The sequence below is a fragment of the Halostagnicola larsenii XH-48 genome (genome assembly GCF_000517625.1).
GTDB lineage: Archaea > Halobacteriota > Halobacteria > Halobacteriales > Natrialbaceae > Halostagnicola > Halostagnicola larsenii.
In genome coordinates this window covers 158,925-182,752 of sequence record NZ_CP007056.1, presented here as the reverse complement: position 1 = coordinate 182,752, position 23,828 = coordinate 158,925, and the positions used below count along the sequence as shown (strand labels likewise).

Here is a 23,828-nt window from a genome sequence, read left to right as displayed (position 1 = left end):
CACCGGCAGCGGTCCAAGCCGACAGCTCGTCGAATTCCAGCAATCGGTCCAAACCTATAGCCCGTCGAACGCCGGCAGTTCCGTGAGGTCGTCGGGAATCTCAGCTACGTAAACATCACTGCCGTTCCCGTCCCCATCGCGGGCGTTGGAGCTATCGAAGACGACGCTGGACCCGTCGGGACTCAGTCGTGAGTGCGGGTGGACATCGTCGTCGCCGCTCCATCCGTGGCTGACCAATTTTCGCGGCGTTCGGTACCCGCCGTTTTCGTCGTCCCACGACCAGAGCAGGTCGAACGGCGCGCCGCGGTAGGTCCCGTCCCCGACGACCAGTCCGCGAGTATTGCTGTGAAAGTGCGTGTACAGGTCGGGAGCCGGCCACTCATTACGTTCTGAACCATCGTATCGAACGTGCCCGAAGAACGCGTCCGGATCGTCGCGGCTGCCTCGCCAACCGTGGTAGCCGATCGTCTCGCCGTCGGCCAGCCAGTACTCGTGGCCGACGGCTTCGTCCGACTCCGTCGATCGGACGTTCCACGTCTCGTCGGTCTCTGTGTTCAACACCCAGATCCGGTCGACGTCCTCCCACGGTCCCTCCTCGCTGTAGGTGACGAGTTCGGGGCGAGTCGGCGACGCGTTGACGTGGTTGAGCCACCGGTCGTCCTCGACATGGACTGTCGGCTCGCCGCCCTCGAGCGGCACCGAAATCACCCTCGACCGTGGACCGGCGTTCATCCGGTCGGCGATCCACCGCTCGCGGTCGGCGGGGTCCCGCTCGAGGTCCAGTTCCTCCGACAGCGCCGTGACGACCCGCGCGCCGTCGGCCGTTCCCGCGGCGATACTTCCGTTGTATCCGTCCGGAAGCTCGTACAACGGCGTTACTGCGAGCGTCTCGAGGTCGAGCGCGACCAGCCGATCGCCACACCAAAACAGCGCCGTCGGCTCGGTCGCGATGCGAGTGACGCCGCTGATATCGTCCGGAAGATCCGTCAATTGCGTGATCTCGCCGGACTCGAGGGCGACCGAGTAGAGTTGGCGCGTGCCGCCGCGATCCGACCGAAAGAGCACCCGCCGTCCGTCGTCGTACCAGCCGGGTTCGGTGAAGTACAGGTGTCGGCTGTCGGCGTCCGGGTCGTTCGTCAGTCGTGTGACGGGCACACCGGTCTCCGAGTCGTCGTACTGCGCTCGCTCTGCAGGGAGCGTGCGGCCGGCGTTCGGTCCCTGCCGTAACTTGTCTTTCATCTACGCCGAGAGACGAACCCGCACCGCAAAAAGGTACCCAACGCCGCGGTCGACGCTGCCGCCGAACCGGCTCGCGTTTTCGAAACCGGCTCCGTCACTCCGTCCCGCTCTCGTCCATCTCCGCGATGGCGCCCGCTCGGCACTCGAGAACGCGGTCGCCGGCGGCCGTCTCGATGGCGACCGAGTTGCGGTCACCGGTTTCGACGAGTTTCGGAGCCGTCGCCGGGTCGATCGTCCCGTCGGGCGTCGCTCGAACGGCGACGGCGAGCCAGTGCTCACCTGGGTCGTAACGCTTCCGGAGCGTCGGGACGACCGTCCGCGGGTGCATAAGGTTCGTGTTCGGCTCCGCCGGGATGATCGTCGGCTCCCGGTCAGCGCGGAGGTCAGTGACGACGCTCGAGCCGTTCGGATACGTCGCGTGGGCGGTCTCCTCCCGTGTTTCGTGGACGAACTGGGTCTCGTCGTCGTCACCCGACCGATCGAGCGGAAAGCCGCCCTCCGCGCTGTGGATCGGCCGCGACGTCTCGAGGCGGTGGACGCGGACGTGCCACGGGAGCGCCGGCGTCAGCCAGGTTTCGACGCGAACGCCCTCCCACGGCGTCCACAGCGATTCGAGCGTCGACCCGTCGACGGCGGTTGCCGCCGGCGACGACGGAAGCGCGTACCGCTCGCCGTCCAAACTGAGCGCGAGCGCTCCGTCGTGGCCCGCCGCCTTGAGTCCGCTCCCTCGGCCGGCAACCGAGAAGCCGAACGTCGTCGAGTAGGCGAACTTTCCGTACTTTTCCGGCCCGTACAGGCTCTCCTGTCCGAGCGAGAGCGAGAACAGGTGGCTGTCGTCCCGGCAAAGTATCTTCCCCGCCTCCGGTTGGGCGACCGTCTCGGGCCGATCGGGTAGCGGCTCCTCGTCGGCCGCCCAGAACGGGTGGGTCGACTCGAGCGCGAGCGGCAGGAACGACTTCATCGCCCAGTAGGGGGAGTTCGGCGAGTTGTACGTCTCGGCGGTCTTCAGCGTCGGATAGCGATAGCCGACCGATAGCAGGCCCCCATCCGTGAAGATCGGCTGGTCGAGCCACCAGCGGACGTTCCGCGCCCAGAGCCCCCTGATGACGCCCCACGGGAGCGGGTTTCGATCGGCGAAGGCGAGTGCCCCCCAGAACGCCGCCTGTGCGAAGCGGTAGGTAAGGCTCCGACCGAAGGGGAGCGCTCGGCCGTCCTCGTCGAACCACTCGACGTAGTTGGTCGCGAATTCGGCGGCCCGCTCGCGGAATCGACGCGCCCTGTCCGGGTCCTCGTCTCCGCAGACGGTCGCGTACACGAGCCCGTAGTAGTGCATCGCCCACGGCAGGTAGTAGTCGATCGAACTCCCCTCGGGTCCGTCGGTGTACCACCCGTCTCCCTGACAAAACGACTCGAGTCGGTCCAGCGACGCTTGCGTTTGCTCCCAGTCGTGTGTCGCGCCGACCGATCGAAGACCCACGTTCACCATCACCCGGAAGAACAGCCAGTTGCAGTCGTGGAGTTCGGCCTCGTTGATTTGGTTCAGCCACCGGACCAGCCGCTCGCGCTCGGAGTCCGAAAGGGGCTCCCACAACTGCTCGGGAACGAGAGCGAGGCCGAGACCGATCGCGGCCATCTCGACGTGTTTCTGGGAGCCGTTGCCCGCTTCCCCCCAGTACTCCTCGTGGTTCGGATCCGTGCCGTTGACGAGCCCGCGTCGAACGAGGTCCCACCGATCGTACGTAGAGTGGACGCTCAGCGGGACGACTCCCCACAGCGGTCTCGAGAACCCCTCGAGTTCGGCGTCGACGGCCGGAAAGCGCGCACCCGTCGCCGTCGGCCGTACTCGTGCGCCACCGGAACTGGCGTGATCGTACAATGGGTCGACGAGCCTTTCAACGGCTCGTTGGAAATCGGTTCGCGTTCGAAGCGGATTCTCCGCAACCGGATTCATGATTGAGCTATGCGCAACCGATCCTAAAACGTTTGCTCCGGGCGGTCACAATGTACGGACTCGCTAGTCGCAAATACACCCGACTGCTCGCTCGAGTACCTCACTGCGGTTGCGGTCGCAGTGGTTTTATATCGTGTGGTGATAGATTTTACATAAGTATGCCGCGTGAACCAGCCGCACAAGTAGCCGGAACCGCTGATGCGGGGCTGCCGGATCGATACGCAGAGTCGACGACCGTCGACCGAGCGGCGTTAGACCAGGCTCTGTCGGTCGCCATCGACCGGATCGACGACTCCCTCGAGGAGTTTTACGACCGGTTTCCGACCCCCTCGAGCGACGACCTCACCTACGGGCCGACGGACAACATGGATGGCTGGACCGCGTCGTTCTGGACGGGGTTGTGCTGGCTCGCGTACGAGGTCACCGGGGAACGACGATTTCGGGATGCCGCCGAGACGCAACTCGAGACGTTCGAACGTCGGTTAGAACGCGGCGATACCGAGACGCACGACCTCGGCTTTCTCTACACGTTGTCGGCGGTCGCCGGCCACCGCCTCACCGGAAGCGAACGGTATCGTTCGATGGCGCTCTCGGCCGCCGACCTCCTCGCCGAGAGGTTCTGGGAAGCTCCCGGACTCATTCAGGCCTGGGGCGACCACGAGGCAGAAGACGAGTCGTGGGAGCGAGGCCGGATGATCATCGACACGATGATGAATCTCCCCCTGTTGTTCTGGGCGAGCGAGGAGACGGGCGAGTCGCGCTACGCCGCGATCGCGGAGACGCACGCTCGCACGAACGCACATCATATCGTCCGTTCCGACGGCTCCACGTACCACACGTTCAAGTGCGACGTCGAAAGCGGCGCGCCGATCGGCGGCGAAACGGCGCAAGGATACGACGCGGACTCCTGCTGGTCGCGGGGCCAAACGTGGGCGATCTACGGCTACGCGGTCGCCGCCGATTACGCCGACGAAGGCGCCTACGCTCAGCTCTCTGCGAAGCTGGCCAACTACTATCTCACGCACCTCGAGGCGGACAGCGTCCCCCGATGGGACTTCGACGCACCCGCAGACCGGAACATCCGCGACACGTCGGCTGCTGCGATCGCAGCCTGTGGCCTCGATGAACTCGGTCGTCAATTGCCCCTCGCGGACGACCGCGCTCGCGGCTACCGGAACGCCGCCCGGACGACGCTCTCGAGTCTCGCGGAGAACTACGTCGCGGGAGCGGATTCGAACGGCCTGCTCACAGACGGCGCGTACCACACCCTAGACGGCGACTACGACGAGTGTTGCATCTGGGGCGATTACTTCTACGTCGAGGGACTCGTTCGAGCGACCGAACACTGGTCCCGATACTGGTGAGCCACGAGCACCAGGCGAATCTCAAGAAGAACCGGAACGAAAGGCCGGCGAAAACAACCAGCACGGCCAAATCCGCGAACAGCAACCGAACCGCACACTCGTTCGATATCAGCCCTCGAGATTTCCCTTCGCATCCCAGATCGCCGTCACCATGTCGACGAACACCGACGTTCGCATCGGATACCCGTCCTCGTCGGTTTCCTCGAGCGGGCTGTCGGCGACATTCGTGACGAGTTCCTCGGGGTACGCCCAGTCCTCGAGCGAGTCGCGCACGTCGATATCGATCCCGTTTTCGTCGTCGGTCGAGAGCCAGGCCGTCGCGCTCTGGCGATCGGTGTACTCGATCCTGTACGTCTCGCCGCCGAACAGATCGACGACGTCGTCCATCGAGCCGACCTCGAGGGGGTCTTGTTCGCGGTCGATGTACAAGATTCCATCCTGAATCACCGCCTCGTGTCGGTTCAGTTCGGTCATCAGTTGGTCGATTGTACGAACACCAGTCGTATATATTTCCCGACGCACATCGAGCCCGACGTAGCTGACATCGCGATATCGAAACGAGAAAGCAGACTGGACAGTACACTTATTTGGGTGACCGATCAATAAGCCGCCATGGATCACGCACTTGTCGTTATCGACGACACCGACGACCACCGATCGCTCCTCGCGGAAGCCGGACAGTTAGCCCACGATACGGGCGCGAAACTGACCGTACTCTCGTGGATAACGCCGGACCAGACCGACGAGACGGCGAAGAACCTCGAGGTCATCGAACAGATCGAAGGGACGTCCTACAGCGACCCCGGCTCTGCCGCCACGGCAAAGCAGTTCGCCCGACAGTTCGCCACGGACGTGTTCGAATCGTTCGACGACCCGATCGAGTTCGACGCCGACGGAATCGTCACCGAGGACGACGACCGCGCGGACGAAATTATCGCCGCCGCCGAGCGACTCGAGTGCGATCACGTCTTTATCGTCGGCCGACGCCGGTCGCCGACCGGAAAGGCGCTGTTCGGGGACGTCGCCCAGCGCATCCTGCTCAACTTCGACGGCACCGTAACCCTCAGAATGACCTGAGCGCCCGGACGAATGCGAACGGAATCGCGACGGGAGCGCGACCGGGAAACCTGTCTATTCGGCCACTCGGGAGGCAGTCGGTTCGATCCCGGAGCGCTCGCAGCCCTCGAAACCCGTGACTAACCGGATCAGATACTCGCGAAGACAGTGTCCAACAACGAACGTCGATTAGAGAGGTACCGTAACGCAGTCGAGTGGCCGCTTCTCCGTCTGTTCGCTCAGTTCAGCGCCGGTCGTCGCCGCTGGTTTTCGGTCGGGCTCCTCGCCGGACTGCTCGAGCATCGGGCAAACGCGTCGTCGGGCTCATGGACATGCCGGTCGCCATCGAGGACGCGCCGGACGCGACGGAGCTATCGGGCGTCGAGGGTCGCGTCGAGTACGACGACGTCAGCTTCGGCTACGATCCTGACGAGGAGTACGTCCTCGAGGGAATCTCGTTCGAAATCGATCCCGGCGAGACCGTCGCGTTCGTTGGCCCGACCGGCGCGGGCAAGTCCACGGTGGTCCGACTTCTCATGCGGATGTACGAGGCAGACGAGGGGGCGGTCATGATCGACGACCACGACGTCCGCGAGGTGACACTCTCGAGTCTCCGGGACGCGATCGGCTACGTCAGTCAAGAGAACTACCTCTTCGGCGGCACCGTCGAAGAGAACATCGCGTACGGGACCTTCGACGCGACCGACGAGGAGGTCGTCGCCGCCGCGAAAGCCGCCCAGGCCCACGGGTTCATCTCCGAACTGCCGGCGGGCTACGAGACGGAAGCGGGCGAGGAGGGCGTCAAACTGTCCGGCGGACAGCGCCAGCGAATCGCGCTCGCACGCGTCATCCTCTCGGACCCGCAGATTCTCGTGTTGGACGAAGCGACCAGCGACGTCGACACCGAGACGGAAATGCTCATCCAGCGTTCGATCGACGACATCACCGCCGACAGGACGACGTTCGTCATCGCCCATCGCCTGTCGACGATTCGCAACGCCGATACGATCCTCGTCCTCGAGGACGGGCGGATCGTCGAGCGAGGAACCCACGAATCGCTGCTCGAGGAGGACGGACTCTACGCGAACCTCTGGAAGGTACAGGCCGGTGAGATCAACGATCTTCCGGAGGCGTTCGTCGAGCGCGTTACACAGAATCAGTGAGAACGACGATCCCGACCGCAGTTCGCTACCGGTCCTCGAGCGGAGGCGGCTTACCGCGTCAACACCAGTTGAGCACTTCAGCCAGCGCCTCATCGGGGTCGCCGACCGGCGAGAACTCGCAGCCGACGTAGCCGTCGTACTCCGTCGAATCGATCGCTTCGATAACGTTCTCGTAGTTCAGTTCCCCGGTTCTGGGCTCGTGTCGACCGGGAACGTCGGCCACGTGGAAGTGTCCGATCCGGTCGGCGTTCTCCGTGATGGTCTGGATGACGTTCCCCTCCGTGACCTGTTGATGGTAGACATCGTAGAGCAACTGCACGTTCGGCGAGTCGACGGCGTCGACGATCTCGAAGCCCTCTGCTGCCGTCTCGAGGTAGTACTCCGGATGATCGACGGCCGTGTTCAGCGGCTCCAGCACGATCGTCACGCCGGCCGATTCGGCGTCGTCTGCGATCCGCGAGAGCGCCGAGACGATGGCCTCGTGCTGGGTCGACCGATCCAGCCCGTCCTGGTCCGGTCCGGTGGTCGCGATCAACGTGGGTATCTCGAGGGCTTCGGCGGTCTCGATCGACTCGCGGATCGTCTCGACGGCCTCGTCGGTCCCGTCGGGATCTGTCAGCGTCCCGCCCGCGACGCAGCCAACGATCGGGATTTCCGCAGCCGCTGCGGCTGCCTCGATTTGCTCTAAGTCCTTCGCTCGCCAGTCCCAGAACTCGACGCCGTCGGCGCCGGCCTCGGCGGCCCGCGTGATGCGTTCGTGAAACGGCTCGTCGTCGTACACCATCTCCACGCAGACCGAAAGGGCGGCCATTTACTCGTCCTCCGCCGGCGCGACCGGGGACAGTTCGCCGGATTCGACCATCTCCGTCAACGGGTTTCCGTCGATGTTCAACGGCAGGTCCACGCGTCCGCGCTTGCGGGCTGACTCCCACGTGGCGAAGATGAGTTCGGTCGCGTTCAAGGCGTTCTCCGCGCCGAGTTCGGGTTCCTCGCCGGCCTCGAGACAGCGGACGTTGTCGGCGATTGCGCGGTCGATGAACTCCCAGCTGTGCATGCCGTCCTCTGTCTCGACCGTTCTCCAGTCGTCGTCGCCGGGCCCGCGAACGCGCAGCGTCGGAGACTCCTCGCCGTCGACGGACGGATCGAGTTCCATCGTCCCGCGGGTGCCGATCAACCGATGATGGCAGTTGACTGCGTTCGTCGGACTAGGGCCCTCACCTCCCCCGCTCGTTCCGAGGCCGGTGACACCGTTTTCGTACTCCCAGAGGACGACCGCCTGATTCTCGTTGTGCGTACCAAAGAGGATGTTTTCCTCGCTGTACTCGATCTGTCCGAGCGCCCACTCGGCGGTGACCTCGTCGTTGAAGTAATTACAGAGGTCGAACGAGTGCGAACCGTAATCGAAGATGCCCACGGGTGCGGCGAACTCGATTCGTTCTAAGTCGCCGATCGCTCCGTCGTCGAGCAGTTCCTTCGCCGTTCGCACCGCGTCGCTGTATCGGCGCTGGTGGTTGAACGTCAACTGGACGTCGTGGCGGCTCGCCTCCTGGGCCATCATGCGCGCCCCGCCGTAGCTGTCGGCCATCGGCTTCTCGCAGTGGATCGCCTCGACGACGCCGGATCGAGCGCAGTCGATCGCGATCGAGTCGTGGACCGCCGGCGGCACGCACAGCGAGACGATGTCGGGTTCGACCGCCTCGAGCATCTCCTCGTAGGATGTAAACACTCCCTCGTCGGCGATGTCGAACTCGTCGGCGAAGGCCTCGGCGTTCTTTCGAACGATATCGGCACACGCGACGAGATCGCATTCCGGGTGGTTTTCGTACGCCGTCGCGTGGTGATACGCCATCGCGTAGCCGTTTTCATCTGGATCGTCGGGTTCCGTTCCGGTACCGATAACCGCGACTCGGTGAGACATGTTCGTTGGTTTCGAGTACCACTCCATAATAGTTACCGGTCGGCGAACGCATTCGATCGACCGGTTCGTGGTCCCGACCGATCCGTCAGTCGGGTACCGCGGTTTCCACCACCCTCTCGTTGACGAACAGTCGGTGTCTTTTTGCCGGTCCGTACGCGTACTCAGCGACAAGTATGATCACTGATGCGCCCGCAGACGACGGCGTTCCGATCGTGAGCGACGATCTCGTCGCCGACCTCTACGTCGACCCAAACGATCACGAGGTCGCTTCGGTCGCGACGAGCGACCTCGCCGACGACGTCGAACGCGTGACCGGACGCCATCCCGACGCCATCTCGTCGCTCGAGAACGTTTCTGCGCGTGCAGTGATCGTCGGCACGCTCGGGCGCTCCGAGGGCGTCGAGAAGTGCTTGCCGGCGAGCGACATCGACGCCGAGGGTCTGGCGGACGAACGGGAGAGCTTCGTCATCGAAACGGTCGACAACCCGATTCCCGGCCTCGAGTCGTGCGTGCTAATCGCCGGAAGCGACCGGCGTGGTACGGCCTACGGCGCGTACGAACTCTCGAAACGGATCGGCGTGTCGCCGTGGTACTGGTGGGCCGATGTGCCGGCAGAACGGCGCGATTCCATCGTTCTCGAGGCGGGAACGTACAGGTTCGGACCGCCCTCGGTCACCCACCGGGGGATCTTCCTCAACGACGAGGACTTCGGATTGCGACCGTGGGCGTCGGAGACGTTCGCGCCGGAAGAGGCCGACGACCGGCCCGGACTCGGCCCGAAGACGTACGCTCGAGTCTTCGAATTGCTGTTGCGGCTCAAAGCGAACACGATCTGGCCGGCGATGCACCCCGATACGAAGGCGTTCTACCGCTATCCCGAAAACCCGGCAGTCGCCGAGAAGTACGCGATCACCGTCGGCACCTCACACTGCGAACCCTTACACAGAAACAACGTCGATGAGTGGGAAGCCGAGTTCGGCGAGTGGAACTACGCGACGAACCGCGAGCGGATCCGACGTTACTGGCGCGAGCGCGTCGAAGCCGTCGTCGATCACGACAACATCTTCACCCTGGGTATGCGCGGGATTCACGATTCTGGCATGCCCGGCGGGGAGACCCGCGAGGAAACCCTCGAGTTGCTCCAGCAGGTGATCGACGACCAGCGACGGATACTCGAGGACGTTCACGACCGACCCGTCGAGGAGATCCCGCAAGTGTTCTGCCCGTACAAGGAAGTCCTCGAACTGTATCGCGGGGGGCTCGACGTTCCGGAGGACGTCTGCCTGATGTGGCCCGACGACAACAACGGCTACGTGCGAGAACTGCCCATCGAGCCGGAACGCCAGCGCGACGGCGGCTCGGGGCTCTACTATCACCTCTCTTACTGGGGCCGACCCCACGATTACCTCTGGCTCTCGAGCGTGCCGCCCGGACTCATCCGAACGGAACTGCTGAAAGCCTACGACGCCGGCGCTCGCGACTACTGGATCGTAAACGTTGGCGATATCAAGCCGACGGAAACCGAGATGGAGTTCGCCCTCGACATCGCCTGGGACGTCGAGGCGGCCCGATCCGTCTCGAGCGACGAGTGGCTCCGCACCTGGGCGAGCCGCGAGTTCGGAGCGTCTCACGCCGAGGACATCGCCGAAATCCTCGCCGAGTACTACCGGCTGTCGCTCGCCCGAAAGCCCGAGCACATGGGATGGTCGACAGTGTATCCGGACACGCGCCCGGACGAACCTGCGTTCAGTTTCGTCCACGAGGGCGACGAAGCGCGCCGGCGAATCGAGGCGTTCGACCGGTTGCTCGAGCGAGCGGAGGGGATATATGACGCGCTTTCAACGGATCGACGCCCGAGTTTCTACCAGCTGGTCTTGTACCAGGTTCGATGTGCCGCCGCGATGTCGAAAAAGTACCTCCACGCAGCCAGGAGTAGACTGTACGCGGGACAGGGACGCACGGCAGCAAACCGCTATGCCGAGCTGGCAAAACGCGCTCACCGCACTATCGAGTCGGAGACGCAATACTACAACGAAACCCTCTCCGACGGCAAATGGGACGGCATGCAATCACACCGACCGCGAGACCTGCCGGTGTTCGATCCGCCTGCAACGGCGCGGGTAACGCCACAGGAGGGAGCCGCACTCGGCGTCGCCGCGGAGGGTCACCGAGCACCGATTCGCGGGTACGAGAGTGCCCCGCCGTCGCTTCCGACGTTCGTTCCAGCGCTCGAGACCGATCGATTCATCGACCTGTTCGCACGCGGTGAGGATCCCATCGAGTGGACCGCGACTGCCAGTCACGAGTGGATCGACCTCGAGGACACCGAGGGTGTGCTGGTAGACGAACGTCGACTGTGGGTCGGTATCGACCGGGACACCTTCCCGGATGAGCGTTCGACAGGACAGGTCACGATTTCGGGAGCCGGCGTCGAGAAAACGGTTCGAGTCGAGGTCGCGACGCCGTTCGGCGAACCAGCGGGGGAGTTCCTCGAAACGAACGGGGCTGTCGCCATCGAGGCCGAACAATACACCGATACCCGCGCGGGCGACCCCGGTTTCTGGACTCGGTGTGACGTCCCGGGCCGGACATCCGGTACGACCGTTGCCGTACGGCCGGCGACGTTCTCGAGCCACGAACCTGAGAGCGATTCGGCTCCGCTGGTAGAGTACGACGTCGAACTCTCGACTACCGGGTCGGTGGACATCGAGGTACAGTGTACCCCGACGCAGGCGCTTACCGAGCACCGGGACCTGCGGTACGCAGTCTCCATCGACGACGGCGAGCGACAAGTTGCGTCGATCGATCCCGATGGCGGAGAACACGATCCCCAGTGGCAGCAAAACGTCCTCCGTGGTGCCGCGATAGCGACGACGTCACACGACATCGAAACGGCCGGGACCCATACCATCCAACTCCGGGCGCTCGACCCCGGACTCGTCGTGGATCGGATCGTTATCTACACCGAGCGGACCGGTGAGACCTATCTCGGGCCGCGGGAGTCGGCACTCGAGCGAGAATCCATCAGACAGAACAATTAAAAGCATCTGAAACAGAATCTCCGACAATGGTTCTCGGTGGCTTGCTCCAAACGTCGACGCTCGGCAATATCCTCATCATCGTCGTCGCGACTGGGCTCGTCTGGATCGGTAGCAACTGGCTCGAAGCGTCCGCAGAACAGCTTTCGGGGTATTACGGTCTCCCGGCGGTCGTACAGGGGTCGATCGTCGTGGCCATCGGCTCGAGTTTTCCCGAACTCGCAAGCGTCGTAGTGACGGCGCTGTCTGGAACGTTCAACATGGGCGTCGGGGCGATCGTCGGCTCGGCTATTTTCAATATTCTCGTCATCCCCGCGATATCCGGAATCGCCGCCGACGGGGACTTAGAAACGAATCGAGCCATCGTATACAAGGAAGCGCAGTTCTACATGCTCGCGGTCTCGACGGTGATCATCACCTTCGCACTCGCCGTCATCTACGTTCCCGCGTCGGACGGTCCCGAGTTAACCGGTCATATCACCCGCCCCCTGGCGCTGATCCCGCTCCTGTTGTACGGCCTGTACATATTCATTCAGTGGCAAGATGTGAGCGATCACGAGGCAGGCGCCGTAACCGAAGGAATCGCTGTTTGGCGCGAGTGGGGCAAACTCGCCGCCGGACTGGCCGTTATTCTCCTCGCCGTCGAGTTGCTGGTCGGGAGCGTCGAGTCGCTGAGCACCACGTTCGGCATTCCCGAATTTATCGCCGGCGTGACCATCATCGCGGCGGCGACGAGTCTCCCCGACACGTTCGTAAGCGTGCGGTTAGCTCGAGACGGCAAGGGGATTACGAGCCTCGGGAACGTCCTCGGATCGAACACGTTCGACCTGTTGGTCGCGATTCCGATCGGCGTCCTCATCGTCGGACAAGCGCCCGTCGACTTCGCCGTGGGCGTCCCGATGCTCGGCGTGCTCACGTTCGCGACAGTCCTGTTGTTTTCGTTTCTGCGGACCGATCTCTTGCTCTCGAAGCTCGAATCCACCGTCCTTTTGCTGGCCTACGCGTTCTTCGTCGTATGGATTCTGGCCGAAACCGTCGGGGTGACACAACTCATCAAGACGGCGTAGGCTCGCGACTCCCGACAGGCTACGACCGAGATTCGCCCAACTACTTCGAGCGTCGAATCTCAGTCCGAGCGAAGTGGAGAACAAACGCGCAAACTCGAGCGAGACGGTTCAATCAAATGTAGTTACTCAGATGGCATTCGATCTCTCGAGGTCGAACCGGACCGTGCCGGCAACTGCAGATCGCTCGAGTACCGAACGAGAACGATACCAGAGCGGATAGACCCATCCAACGACGATACTGGAGACGGGTACACGGAACGCTGCCGAGTAGCGAGAAAATGACGGGAAACAGATGTGACAGTCGGATCCGACAGCCAAAGAGCCGGTTCGTTCCCGCCAACTGTACGGAGATCCGCTTGGGAGCGGCTGATACCGACCGTAACCGACGATTCGGATCTCTGGCGATTCGAAAACCCATCGCCCTGGAACCGATTGAGCAGAAAAACGATCGGTCAGTACGTGACTGGTCTGGATTCGATGGCTGCCTTTCCGTTAGATCCGATCCCAGCCAAGCTCCTGGGCAAGAACGACGCCATTCGACCCCCTGTAGAACGACAGCTGTCGGTGCCGACCGCTGTCTGTCGGCACGGGTATCGAAACGGATGATCACGGTCCCAAAGTCCCCCGGCAGAACGTGGGTTACTACGACCGGCAGACCCGCCGCCAGCCCGTAGCGGCTGGAAGCGAGATTCGGCCGAACGTCGAAATGGGGTATCGAATTATCAGAATTAAATTTGGGTTGATAGTTTTGAGTTATATGCCAATAGTACGGTCTGAGCAAGTCGGTAGTGCAAGCAGTGAAAGTGGCCGGCTTGTACGCAGGACAGGACGTTATGAACCGAAGTCGAGACGAGATGTAGTAGCCGAACGTTCATCATTGGTGAATTTTCTCGGTCGTGGATCACGAGGTGGGAGACAGGTGATAGAAGAAACGAGAGCGTTCCAGTCCGACGAGGACTAGCGTGATACTCGACGGTCCCGGTACCTTACGTGCCGGTCTAGATACTACGCCTGACAGACACACAGTTCTACGCATAGACAAGCGTGGATCGAATGGAAGGACTGACCGACCGTACTGCGCGAATTCGATCGTCACCAGAAACTGTTCATCATAAATGAAAAATTCACTTGTCAACGAATGGTAAACCGATGTGTGAGAGTCAGACGGTCGCCGTAGAACCGCCTCCGCCACAGATGACGCAGGTTCGTCACAACGGAACATCACCAGACTGCGTCCGCTGTTGGGGACGAACCCGCTACGTACCGTCTCGTCTCGCTGGCAGAGGGGGGGGTTCGGCTGATGGGGAGGGGGGACACGGAGGGGGAGATTTATCGATAACGTACATGTGTTCCAAAACGTGGGACGAAAATTTAAGTATCATAAACAGGATATCCGAGGTAAGATGTCACACGAGGCGAAGAACCCAATCAAATCGACCAAAACAACATTTCGAATTATCGAGGCGTTGATGGAACTCGACGGATCAGGCGTCACGGAGCTTGCTGACCACCTAAACCTGCCGAAGAGTAACGTTCACAATTATCTTAGCACGCTCGAGGAAGAAGAGTACGTCGTGAAAAACGAATCGACGTTCCACGTCGGAATACGATTTCTCGAACTTGGCGCACACGCACGTAGTCGTCGGGATTTGTATCGAATCGCACGACCCGAGATGCACAAACTGGCCGATGAAACGGGAGAACTAGTAAATCTGTTGGTCGAAGAACACGGACGAGGAACGTACATCTATCGCGTGGCCGGAGACAACGCGGTCCGCGTTGATGCACACACCGGCACCCGCGTCCAACTGCATTGTACGGCACTCGGCAAAGCGATCCTCGCGTACCTTCCGGAGCGGCGGGTCAACGAGATCGTCGATCGCCACGGATTGCCCAAAATAACCGAAAACACGGTCACCGACCGCGAGGAGTTGCGAGAAGGGCTCTCGGAGGTCCGAGAACGGGGCGTGGCCTTCGACATGGAAGAGCGGTTAAAAGGGCTACAATGTGCCGCCGCGCCGGTTAGAGGGAATACGGGCAGGGTACTCGGGGCAGTTTCGATATCCGGACCGACGACGAGAGTCAGCGGTTCGCGTCTCGAAGAGGACGTTCCGTTGTTGCTCAAGCAGGCGACCAATATCATCGAGTTGAATGTTACGTATTCGTAAGCCGGGTTGGAAATTGTCGTATTCGTGGGCATCCGTTTTGACGGAACACTGCTGCATGCTGCACAACGAGACGCAATCGGAGGGTGTTCGTTCACTACGTCCCCAAACGCCTGGGAAATCAATTCTACATTACAACGGTTGGCCAACTGTCTCCGAAACGGACCGGCACGGACACCATAACCAAAAATCAGGTTGCAGCCTTTCCATCGACGCCCGAACACGCATATACTGAAAGAAAGAGGTGGGATTACGGCGGCTAGCGTGAATTCAGCGACGGAGTCAGTCCGAACACAGCGACGAACCCGATTTGCGTGTCAGTACGCACCCACGCGAGCGAACGATCTACCACCGTATGGCTGTCGACTCGAGTGATCTACAGGCTTGGTGATCGTACGATCGAATCAGTGGTTTCCCTCCAATGGGTGTTCACCACCGGAACCGACGTGAAAAGCAAACGAACCATAGCTCGAAGGGCAGTCGACGACCAAGTAGATCGAAGTGCATCTAGAAATGACTACTCGATATATCCATTCTAAATTCGGTTTTCGAGCGACGAGAGAAAGCGGAGTTAGAGCCGTCGAAAATCGCGAATCAAAACGTCGACGGTGGCTGGCAGTAGTGGAGGGAGTTCAGCTACCAGTGTAAAACTGATCGAGAAGTTTACACGCATATTTGTGTAAACCCATCTCGTGTCGGCTCCGACGAGTTCGGTCTCGCACCGACGACGCGACAGACGTGTATCGACGAGTGGACTCGAAAGTGCGTGCGGGCGGGTGAGGTGGTGCGTGAAAGCGGCTCTCTGTAGAAGCGTTTCCAAAGCCTTTCGAAAGAACTGCTCGGAACGCGCCGTTCCACGGTCGATCGAACAGGAGGTAGATACCACACGAAATCGCGCCCAACTGATCGACTCGGATCCGTTACTATCGAAGCGGTTCCATCGGCGGACCTCGAGAGTCGAATCATCGTCGGGTGAGATAGCAATGCGTCGCTGGACGCACTATTACGTAGTGGCGTCCGAGTAACGATGGTCCATACCGATCGGCGCCGAGTCGTCGAAGGAATCGAACCCGTTTGCAATACGCATCCAAAATGACAATTTGAGATAATACACCGCACAGAGACTATGAACGAGTGGAGGAGAGCAGTTCCAACAGAACCGTGGTATCAACGAACGAGGGGGTTACGAATACCGCCGTTGTAATTGCAATCTGATACGTCCGCATTCGCTGAGAAACATGCAACTTTGCGGACACATTTGACGTGTTGGGTCACTCGAGAACGAGCGAGAGTGGGCAGAACGACGTTCGCAAATCAGTACGGAGTCAGAACATTTTTTACACTGACAGCCGTATGTTCGAACAGTGACTGAACAAAATTCAGCGGCGGAATCAACCCCGTCCTGTGGGTGCAAACTCGGTCGAATCGGCGGCGAGTATGAACTTTCGGGGCTCGACGATGAACTCGTCGCGCTCTGGACAGGAAACGCCGACGAACAGTACAGTACGCGGAAATTGGCGACCTACGTGAACGAACTCGTCCTCGAGACGGCCTTCGAGGAAGCGGGTGTCTCAGCGAAGGAAGGTGAGGTCGAGAACACGTATCGCCTGCTCACGGACGACGATGTGACGAGCGGGACGCAAGTACAGACACGGAACGAACTCGAGCGCGACGGCGTGCCAATCGAGCAGGTCGAATCGGACTTCATCTCCCATCAGACCGTATACAATCACCTCACGAAGTGTCTCGAGGCATCGCTCGAGACGCCGAGTGACGAAGAGCGCCTGGAACGAAGCCGCGAAAAACTCGGCTCGCTACAGAATCGGACGGCTGCGGTGACATCGGATACAGTCGCTCATCTCGAGCGAAACGAGATCCTCGATATCGGCGATTACAACGTCTCTGTTGGAATCACAGTGACTTGCGAGGACTGTTTCGAAGAGTACACCATCAGAGACCTTCTCGAGAATCGATCGTGTAGCTGTGGCGGGACAGACACGTAAGCGCCCGAGCATGGCCCGTTACGTCGGTCTCGAGCGTCAGGGGTTCCGACACGAGCAACTGAAGTGGTAATACCTATGTGTAAGGAGGTCGAATGATGGGGCATGGAAAGTGAATTAGCGGAGAAAAAAGAGACGGTTCCGACAGCCGCAACCCTGACTGTCGACAATATCGGCGGAATCGACAACGCGGAGGTCACCTTCCAGGAGGGTGTTACCGTCCTTTCGGGGCGAAACGCCACCAACCGAACGTCGCTTCTCCAGGCGGTCATGGCCGCACTTGGAAGCGATCAGGTAAGTCTCAAAGCCGACGCCGACGAAGGAAGCGCTGAACTCGAGTTCGGCGACGAACGCTACCGACGCAAGCTCACGCGCCAGAACGGGGCTATCATCACCGACGGCGAGCCGTATCTCGAGGACCCAGATATCGCCGACCTGTTCGCGTTCTTACTCGAATCCAACGAAGCGCGACGCGCCGTCGCACGCGGCGACGACCTGCGCGAACTCATCATGCGCCCGGTCGATACGGCCGCCATCCAGACAGAAATCGAACAGTGCGAACAACGAAAGCGCTCGATCGACGAGCAACTCGAGGAGTTAGACGGCCTCGAACAGCGCCTCCCCGACCTCGAGGCCAAGCGCAAACGCGTCACTGACGAAATCGACGACCTGCAGGAGGAACTCGAAGAGGCCCAAGCGGAGCTCGACGAAGCCAACGTTGACGTCGAAGAGCGCCGCGAAGAGCAGTCGGAACTCGAAACCAAACTCGGCGAACTCCGAGACACCCGCTCGGAACTCGAGCGCACCCGCAACCGCATCGAGACCGAACGCGAAAGTATCGACGCCCTCGAAGACGAACGCGAGGACGTTCAACAGAAACTCGAATCGCTCTCGGCGGGCGACGACGCCGATATCGGCCGACTGGAAGCCGAAATCGAAACCCTGCAGGAAGAAAAGGCGGAGCTCTCGAAGGAAATCTCCCAGCTCCAGAGCACCATCCAGTTCAACGAACAACTGCTCGAGGAGCCCGATTCGGTGCTCGCGGACGCCAGCGAGCCGGCTGACGACGCAGGCGACGACGGGGCGATCACCGACCAGTTGCTCGACGATTCGGAGACGGTCACCTGCTGGACCTGTGGCTCCTCGGTGGCCCGCGATCAGATCGAGACGACGATCGAACAGCTTCGTGATGCGCGCGAGGATCGCATTCAGGAACGGACCGAAATCAATAGCGACCTCGAAGAGCGCCGAGAGACCGTCTCGACCATCAACGAGAGTCGAAGCGAGTACCAGCAGACCCAGCGCCGTCTCGACTCGATCGACGACGAAATCGCCTCTCGAAACGATCGCATCGACGAGTTGACCGACGACCGCGAGGCTCTCACCGACGACATCGACGAACTCGAGACCGAGATCGACGACCTCGAGACCGACGACTACAGCGGCATCCTCGACCAACACAAGGAGGTCAACCAACTCGAGTTCAAACTCGAGCGCAAAGAGCGCGAACGCGACGAGATCGACGACGAGATCAGTTCGATCGAGGATCGACTCGGGAACCGCGAGGATCTCGAGGCCCGACGCGAGGACGTGACCGACGAACTGACGGACCTGCGGACGCGGATCGAACAAATCGAGGAGAACGCGGTCAGCGCGTTCAACGAACACATGGAGAACCTGCTCGACACCCTCGAGTACGGCAACCTCGACCGGGTGTGGATCGCGCGAACGACCCGCGAGGCACGCGAGGGACGGCGGAAGGTGACCAAGTCGTCGTTCGACCTCAAAATCGTCCGCAGCACCGACAGCGGGACGGCCTACGAGGACTCGATCGAACACCTGAGCGAAAGCGAACGCGAGGTCACCGGACTCGTCTTTGCGCTCGCGGGCTACCTCGTCCACGACGTCTACGAGACGGTGCCGTTCATGCTACTCGACTCGCTCGAGGCGATCGACTCCGACCGGATCGCCTCGGTCATCGAGTACTTCGAATCCTACGTCCCCTACCTCATCGTCGCGCTGCTCGAAGAGGACGCACAGGCCGTCGAAACCAACCACGAACGGGTCACCGAGATCTAACCGCGGATCGCCCTTTCGAGTGTGATAGTGGAGTAGTGACTGAGACGACATCCTCGCGCGAGACGTCAGTACTCGTCAGTAACGATCGATATCAAGTCGTACGTTTGTAACGAGAGCAGTTCTCGCGCGATTCAGATGCGATACTTTCCGAAACGCCGTTTCGAAGAACATACTGCTGGGTCGGCGCTTCGTTGCAGGCGAGAGAAGGACGGAAGCGCGTCGACTAATAGTACGCTTCGCAGTCGAACAGTTCACGAACGTTCACGGACGAAACTCGAGACCGACGAACGGGTATCTTACACCTACGTCCGGCGTAGCCGGAACGATTAGGAGTACGTCATATTCACTTCGATGACGTTTGCGGTGCTGAGCACGCTCTTTGGAATCTCCGCCTTGAAAATGTCGTCATCGAACCGATTAGTCGGCCCTGAAACGCTGATAGCACCGATCGGACGATCGTTTTCGTTACAGATCGGCGCGGCGACACAGCGCATGCCGATGACCCGTTCTTCGTCGTCGATCGCGTAGCCGCGATCGCGAATTTCGTCCAGTTGACTCTTGAGTTCGTCGCGATCCGTAATCGTCTTCTCCGTCACGCCGGGGAGTCCATGCCTGTCGATGATTTCGTCGACAACCTCCTCGGACTCCCTCGAGAGAATCGCTTTGCCAAGCGCCGTCGTGTGAAGGTGGACGCGCTTGCCGATGTGCGTATCGAGGTTGACCGCGTCGGGTCCTTTCGCCTTGTTGAGGAAGATTCCTTTGCCGTGTTCTTCGATCATTAGGTTCGCGTGCTCGCCGGTCTCGTTCGCTAATTTCTTGATTTCCGGCGATGCGACCTGGTAGAGCTTCATCTGACTTCGAGCGAAACCGCCGAGCTCGAGGAAGCGAGCGCCGACGTGGTAGGTGCCGTTTTCGTTGACGAGGTACTCCGCCTCGGTCAGCGTCTGCAAGTGGTCGTGGACGGTGCTCTTTGGCATCTCGAGTTCCTCCGAGAGTTCGGAGACGCCCGCACCATCGAGGTGGTGAAGCGTCTCGATAACCTGGAACGTGGTCGCAGCGGCCTGCACCGGGTAACGCGATTGGCTCGACATACGTGGTATGTTAGAGGTACATCCTATATAATAGTTGTCCGGCGTGGCCGGAAGTTTTGCAAAGAGTGGTCCGAACCTGACGGTGTTGGAATAGCTGCTGACCATAATATTCATAAATTCGGTCAAGAAATTATATTCCAATCCGGTGTCACCGGACATGTGGAGGGTCTGTAGAATCTCCATCGACATATCGCGTGTAACCGTACAAACGGTCCGACACTCACTAACATGAATACATTTATATAGGAGAGCACTCATGTGAGAGTATGGCAGACAGAGCCAGTAGTGGGGATAGGGATAGTATCGACAATACGCGCGTCTTTCCGCGGCGAAAAGTGCTCGCCGCCGCTGGTTCGGCTGGAATCATTGGCGCCGCCGGATGTATCAGTGATGGCGGCGACGACGAAATCGACATCGGGGAGTACGACGGCGAAGAAGTAACTCTCGAGTACGCCACCGCACCGCTTTTCGGAGACGTTGAGGATCAACTTAAAGAATCGCTTCGTAACGCCGGCTTGCCCGAGAACATCGACGTCAACATTTCGACTGGCGTCTGGGGCGCAGACGATCAGGAAAAGCAGTACACACAGATTCTACAGTCCGATCAGTCCTCACCAGATATCATGCTGACTAACTTCTCGTACACGTCAGCGTTCGCGCCTCGAGGGTGGCTGGTCGACCTGAACGAAGCGCTACCCCAAGAGAAGCTCGACGAACTCGAGAACGACTATCATCAGGTCATGGTGGATTCGATGCGCCACGAAGGCGGGCTGTACGGAATCCCGCAGTTCGTGGACATTCCGGCAATCCTCTACCGCAAAGATTACGTCGAAAACGCAGGCTACGACCCCGAAGGCGAAAACTGGGCGACCGAGCCGATGACGTGGGAACGATTCGGAGAAATCGTCAGCGACACGCTCGAAGCGAACGACATCAACGATGGGTACACGACGACGCTCAACGAGCGGACTATCGGGCACCAGACCGGATACGAGAAAATCGTCACGATGGGCGGAAACTACTTCGGCGACATGGAGAACCAACACGGGCCCGTCGGCGACCGTCCGGTCACGATCGACGAGCAGCCGGTAATCGACGGATTGCGTCTGTTGCGAACGTTCATGCACGGCTCGGACGACGAGTACGCACTCGACGGAATAACGGGCGATATCCTGCCGTCTGAAGCACTCGGTTGGGACACCCAGCCGTCACAGGATTCGTTCGAGGCCGGTCAAGCAGCGTTCCACCGAAACTGGTCGTACGCTATCGCGAACTTTGCAAGCGACGATGCGTTCGGCGAAGATATCGGATTGATGCCGTTCCCGTACGGCGTGACAGAAGAAGAAGCAGAGTACGAAGGGACGGGTGGAACGAACGCGACCCTCGGCGGGTGGCATCTCTCGCTCAACCCCAACTCCGAGAAACTGCCGGCAGCTGTCGAGTTGCTGAAAGCAATGACTTCGGATTCGTTCTATCTCGATATCTTCGAGATCACCGGATCGACACCACCGAAACCGGGCCTCTTCGAGTCCGATCAAGCCGCAGAGGTTCCAGTTATGAGTCGCTATCTCGATACGCTCCAGCTGCAGTCCGAGAATCAGTGGGTCCACCCGATCAACCAGGTCTGGGATTCCCAATCGAGTGCGATCGCCGAGGAATTCCACGCCTGTGTCAACCAGGAACAGTCGCCGGAACAAGCCGTACAAAACGCACAGGAGCGGGTCGAAGACATCGAAGCCGACGAAGCCGAGTAACGCCACCCGCACCTTCGCGGAACAACGAAAGGTACAAGATTATTCACAGTCGCCATGGTTAGTGTGCAATGATAGAGAAGCTATACCGAACCGTATCGCCAATCCTCTACAGGATTGAACGACTAGACGACGATAAGTACGGGTATCTGCTCATCGGGCCGATGATCCTCATCCTCTCGGCGCTGGCCTTTTACCCGTTGCTCCGGACGTTCTGGCTGTCGCTCCAGAGCGACGACCTGTACGGTGAGCATCCGGTCGGAGAATTCCAGGGAATCGATGGGTACGTCGAGATACTCACCGGCGGTATGGATAACGTCCTTAGTGCACCGTTCCTTAGCCTGAGTGATCCGTTCTCGAGCGCGCTAGTCCTAACGCTGCTCATCACCGCGATCAGCGTCTCGATCGGAACGGTCCTCGGCCTCGGAATGGCGCTCATCCTCAACAAGGAGTTCCGCGGTCGGTCGTTCGCTCGGATGATGGTCATCCTTCCGTGGTCGATCCCGATCGTTATCCAGGGGATGATGTTTTACCTGCTGTTTCAGCCGAGTATCAGCCCGTTCGTCGACGTTTTGCATAATCTCGGGCTGTTCTCCTCGAATCCGATGGTGAGTACACGAGACTCGACCATCATGGTGATCCTCATCGACATCTGGCGAAAGATTCCGTTCATCGCGCTCATTATTCTCGCCGGGCTAGCGAGCGTCGACCAGAGCCTCTACGACGTAGCGAAAGTCGCAGGTGCTTCGAAGTTCCAGCAGTTCAAGCTCATCACGCTCCCGTTGATCAAGCCCGTCGTCCTGATCGGGATGATCTTCTACACGATCAGTTCGATGAAGGTCTACGGTGTCGTCGAGGCGTCCACGGGATGTAGTACCGTCCCGACACTGACGTGTCTTGTCGTAGATACCTTCCAGATGCAACGGTGGGCGACCGCTTCCGCGATCGCCTTCTTGACTGCGCTCATCATCGCCGGCATCATTATGGTGTATCTGATCAATTTCCGCAACGAGGTCGATTCGTATGAGTAACGTTACACAAGAGGAGTCGAAGAGTTTCGTCGGACGGGTCGTGGATCTGATGGTGAACAATCCGTACGACTCCTACCGGATCCTGTTCTACGTCGCGCTCACGTCGTTCCTGATGATCACGCTGTTCCCGTTCTACTGGCTCCTCGTTCTGGCAATCACGCCGGGGAACGCATTATACGACATGGGATTCTTGCCGAGAGAGATTAACTTCGCAGTCTTCTCGGAAATCTTCCAACAGCAACCGATCCATCTCTACATTTTCAACAGCATCATCATCGCGATGCTCACGGTCGTCATCTGTCTCGTCATCGGAAGTCTCGCGGGATACGCGTTCGGCCGCGTCGACTTCCGGGGCAAAGGACCGCTGATGTTGCTGTTGCTCATCGTCTCGTACTTCCCCGGAATCGCGTACCTGATCCCGCTATACGAGATGCTGACCGGAAATCTTACGATCGGGATATTCATGACGCCGAACCTCTACAACACGCCGTGGGCGATGGCGTTCCCGTTCACGATGCTCACCCTGCCGATCACCATCTTCATCCTGACCACGTTCTTCAGCCAGATTCCGGACGGCCTCGAGGACGCGGCCAGAGTCGAAGGGACGACGCGACTCGGCGCGTTGTTCCGCGTGATCTTGCCGCTGTCTGCACCGGGCGTCGTGACCGCCGCGATCATCGTGTTCATCAGCGTCTACCGGGAGTTCTTCTTCTCGTTCATGATGAGCCGTGGCAACCCCGAAGATTGGGCGGTTCTTGTCCACGGAATTCTCGCGTTCGAACAACAGAGTGGCCAGCAATACCACTTCATGGCTGCAGCAAGCCTCGTCGGGATTATTCCCGTCGCGCTGCTCGTGGTATTCGCACAGAAACACATCGTTAGAGGCTTAACGCAGGGCGGTCTAAAGGAGTGATA

At 60.2% G+C, this 23,828-nt stretch carries 16 protein-coding genes and 1 pseudogene; 11 read left to right on the top strand and 6 right to left on the bottom strand.

Going from position 1 to position 23,828, the window contains the following annotated elements:
* Nucleotides 1-54 precede the first annotated feature (54 nt).
* Nucleotides 55-1,239 (bottom strand): oligogalacturonate lyase family protein, encoded by a 1,185-nt coding sequence (locus HALLA_RS14810; protein ID WP_049954278.1) that lies wholly within the window; start codon nucleotides 1,237-1,239, stop codon nucleotides 55-57.
* 94 nt (nucleotides 1,240-1,333) lie between these two features.
* Nucleotides 1,334-3,190 (bottom strand): DUF2264 domain-containing protein, encoded by a 1,857-nt coding sequence (locus tag HALLA_RS14805; RefSeq protein ID WP_049954277.1) that lies wholly within the window; start codon nucleotides 3,188-3,190, stop codon nucleotides 1,334-1,336.
* A gap of 158 nt (nucleotides 3,191-3,348) precedes the next feature.
* Here HALLA_RS14805 and HALLA_RS14800 point away from each other — a divergent pair, with 158 nt between their 5' ends.
* A complete protein-coding gene (locus tag HALLA_RS14800; protein WP_049954276.1) occupies nucleotides 3,349-4,554 on the top strand; it encodes a glycoside hydrolase family 88 protein in 1,206 nt (401 codons plus the stop codon).
* Between the two features lie 108 nt (nucleotides 4,555-4,662).
* On the opposite strand, the gene HALLA_RS14795 is transcribed toward HALLA_RS14800, so the two are convergent.
* A complete protein-coding gene (locus tag HALLA_RS14795; protein WP_084569054.1) occupies nucleotides 4,663-5,028 on the bottom strand; it encodes a hypothetical protein in 366 nt (121 codons plus the stop codon).
* Nucleotides 5,029-5,166: 138 nt separating this feature from the next.
* Between HALLA_RS14795 and HALLA_RS14790 the strand changes: the two genes are divergently transcribed.
* A complete protein-coding gene (locus HALLA_RS14790) occupies nucleotides 5,167-5,631 on the top strand; it encodes a universal stress protein (RefSeq protein ID WP_049954275.1) in 465 nt (154 codons plus the stop codon).
* Nucleotides 5,632-5,903: 272 nt separating this feature from the next.
* Nucleotides 5,904-6,773: pseudogene (locus tag HALLA_RS14785) on the top strand (ABC transporter ATP-binding protein); the annotation flags it as partial.
* Nucleotides 6,774-6,831: 58 nt separating this feature from the next.
* Here HALLA_RS14785 and HALLA_RS14780 read toward each other — a convergent pair.
* Both HALLA_RS14780 and HALLA_RS14775 read right to left on the bottom strand, forming a co-directional pair.
* Nucleotides 6,832-7,584 carry a hydroxypyruvate isomerase family protein gene (locus HALLA_RS14780; RefSeq protein WP_084569053.1) on the bottom strand — a complete coding sequence of 251 codons (753 nt, stop codon included), beginning with the start codon at nucleotides 7,582-7,584 and terminating at the stop codon, nucleotides 6,832-6,834.
* Entirely contained in the window at nucleotides 7,585-8,691 is a 1,107-nt protein-coding gene (locus tag HALLA_RS14775) for a Gfo/Idh/MocA family protein (protein ID WP_049954569.1), read from the bottom strand. It abuts the gene before it with no gap.
* A 173-nt stretch (nucleotides 8,692-8,864) separates the two neighbouring features.
* Here HALLA_RS14775 and HALLA_RS14770 point away from each other — a divergent pair, with 173 nt between their 5' ends.
* From HALLA_RS14770 to HALLA_RS14750, 5 genes are all read left to right on the top strand, one after another.
* The gene (locus HALLA_RS14770) at nucleotides 8,865-11,732 is read left to right on the top strand and encodes a glycosyl hydrolase 115 family protein (protein ID WP_049954274.1); all 2,868 of its coding nucleotides are present in this window, start codon (nucleotides 8,865-8,867) and stop codon (nucleotides 11,730-11,732) included.
* 26 nt (nucleotides 11,733-11,758) lie between these two features.
* The gene (locus HALLA_RS14765; RefSeq protein ID WP_049954273.1) at nucleotides 11,759-12,796 is read left to right on the top strand and encodes a sodium:calcium antiporter; all 1,038 of its coding nucleotides are present in this window, start codon (nucleotides 11,759-11,761) and stop codon (nucleotides 12,794-12,796) included.
* A 1,403-nt stretch (nucleotides 12,797-14,199) separates the two neighbouring features.
* The gene (locus tag HALLA_RS14760; protein ID WP_049954272.1) at nucleotides 14,200-14,964 is read left to right on the top strand and encodes an IclR family transcriptional regulator; all 765 of its coding nucleotides are present in this window, start codon (nucleotides 14,200-14,202) and stop codon (nucleotides 14,962-14,964) included.
* Between the two features lie 1,361 nt (nucleotides 14,965-16,325).
* A complete protein-coding gene (rdfA, locus tag HALLA_RS14755) occupies nucleotides 16,326-16,964 on the top strand; it encodes a rod-determining factor RdfA (protein ID WP_049954271.1) in 639 nt (212 codons plus the stop codon).
* Between the two features lie 102 nt (nucleotides 16,965-17,066).
* Nucleotides 17,067-19,040, top strand: coding sequence for an archaea-specific SMC-related protein (locus HALLA_RS14750; RefSeq protein WP_049954270.1), 1,974 nt, complete (start codon nucleotides 17,067-17,069; stop codon nucleotides 19,038-19,040).
* A gap of 326 nt (nucleotides 19,041-19,366) precedes the next feature.
* Here the strand turns inward: HALLA_RS14750 and HALLA_RS14745 are convergent, their stop codons facing one another.
* The gene (locus HALLA_RS14745; RefSeq protein WP_049954269.1) at nucleotides 19,367-20,131 is read right to left on the bottom strand and encodes an IclR family transcriptional regulator; all 765 of its coding nucleotides are present in this window, start codon (nucleotides 20,129-20,131) and stop codon (nucleotides 19,367-19,369) included.
* Between the two features lie 266 nt (nucleotides 20,132-20,397).
* On the opposite strand from HALLA_RS14745, the gene HALLA_RS14740 reads away from it, so the two are divergent.
* From HALLA_RS14740 to HALLA_RS14730, 3 genes are all read left to right on the top strand, one after another.
* A complete protein-coding gene (locus HALLA_RS14740; RefSeq protein WP_049954268.1) occupies nucleotides 20,398-21,885 on the top strand; it encodes an ABC transporter substrate-binding protein in 1,488 nt (495 codons plus the stop codon).
* Between the two features lie 68 nt (nucleotides 21,886-21,953).
* Nucleotides 21,954-22,913 carry a carbohydrate ABC transporter permease gene (locus tag HALLA_RS14735; RefSeq protein WP_049954267.1) on the top strand — a complete coding sequence of 320 codons (960 nt, stop codon included), beginning with the start codon at nucleotides 21,954-21,956 and terminating at the stop codon, nucleotides 22,911-22,913.
* A complete protein-coding gene (locus HALLA_RS14730) occupies nucleotides 22,906-23,826 on the top strand; it encodes a carbohydrate ABC transporter permease (RefSeq protein ID WP_049954266.1) in 921 nt (306 codons plus the stop codon). The genes HALLA_RS14735 and HALLA_RS14730 overlap by 8 nt, the downstream gene beginning before the upstream one ends.
* Nucleotides 23,827-23,828 lie beyond the last annotated feature (2 nt).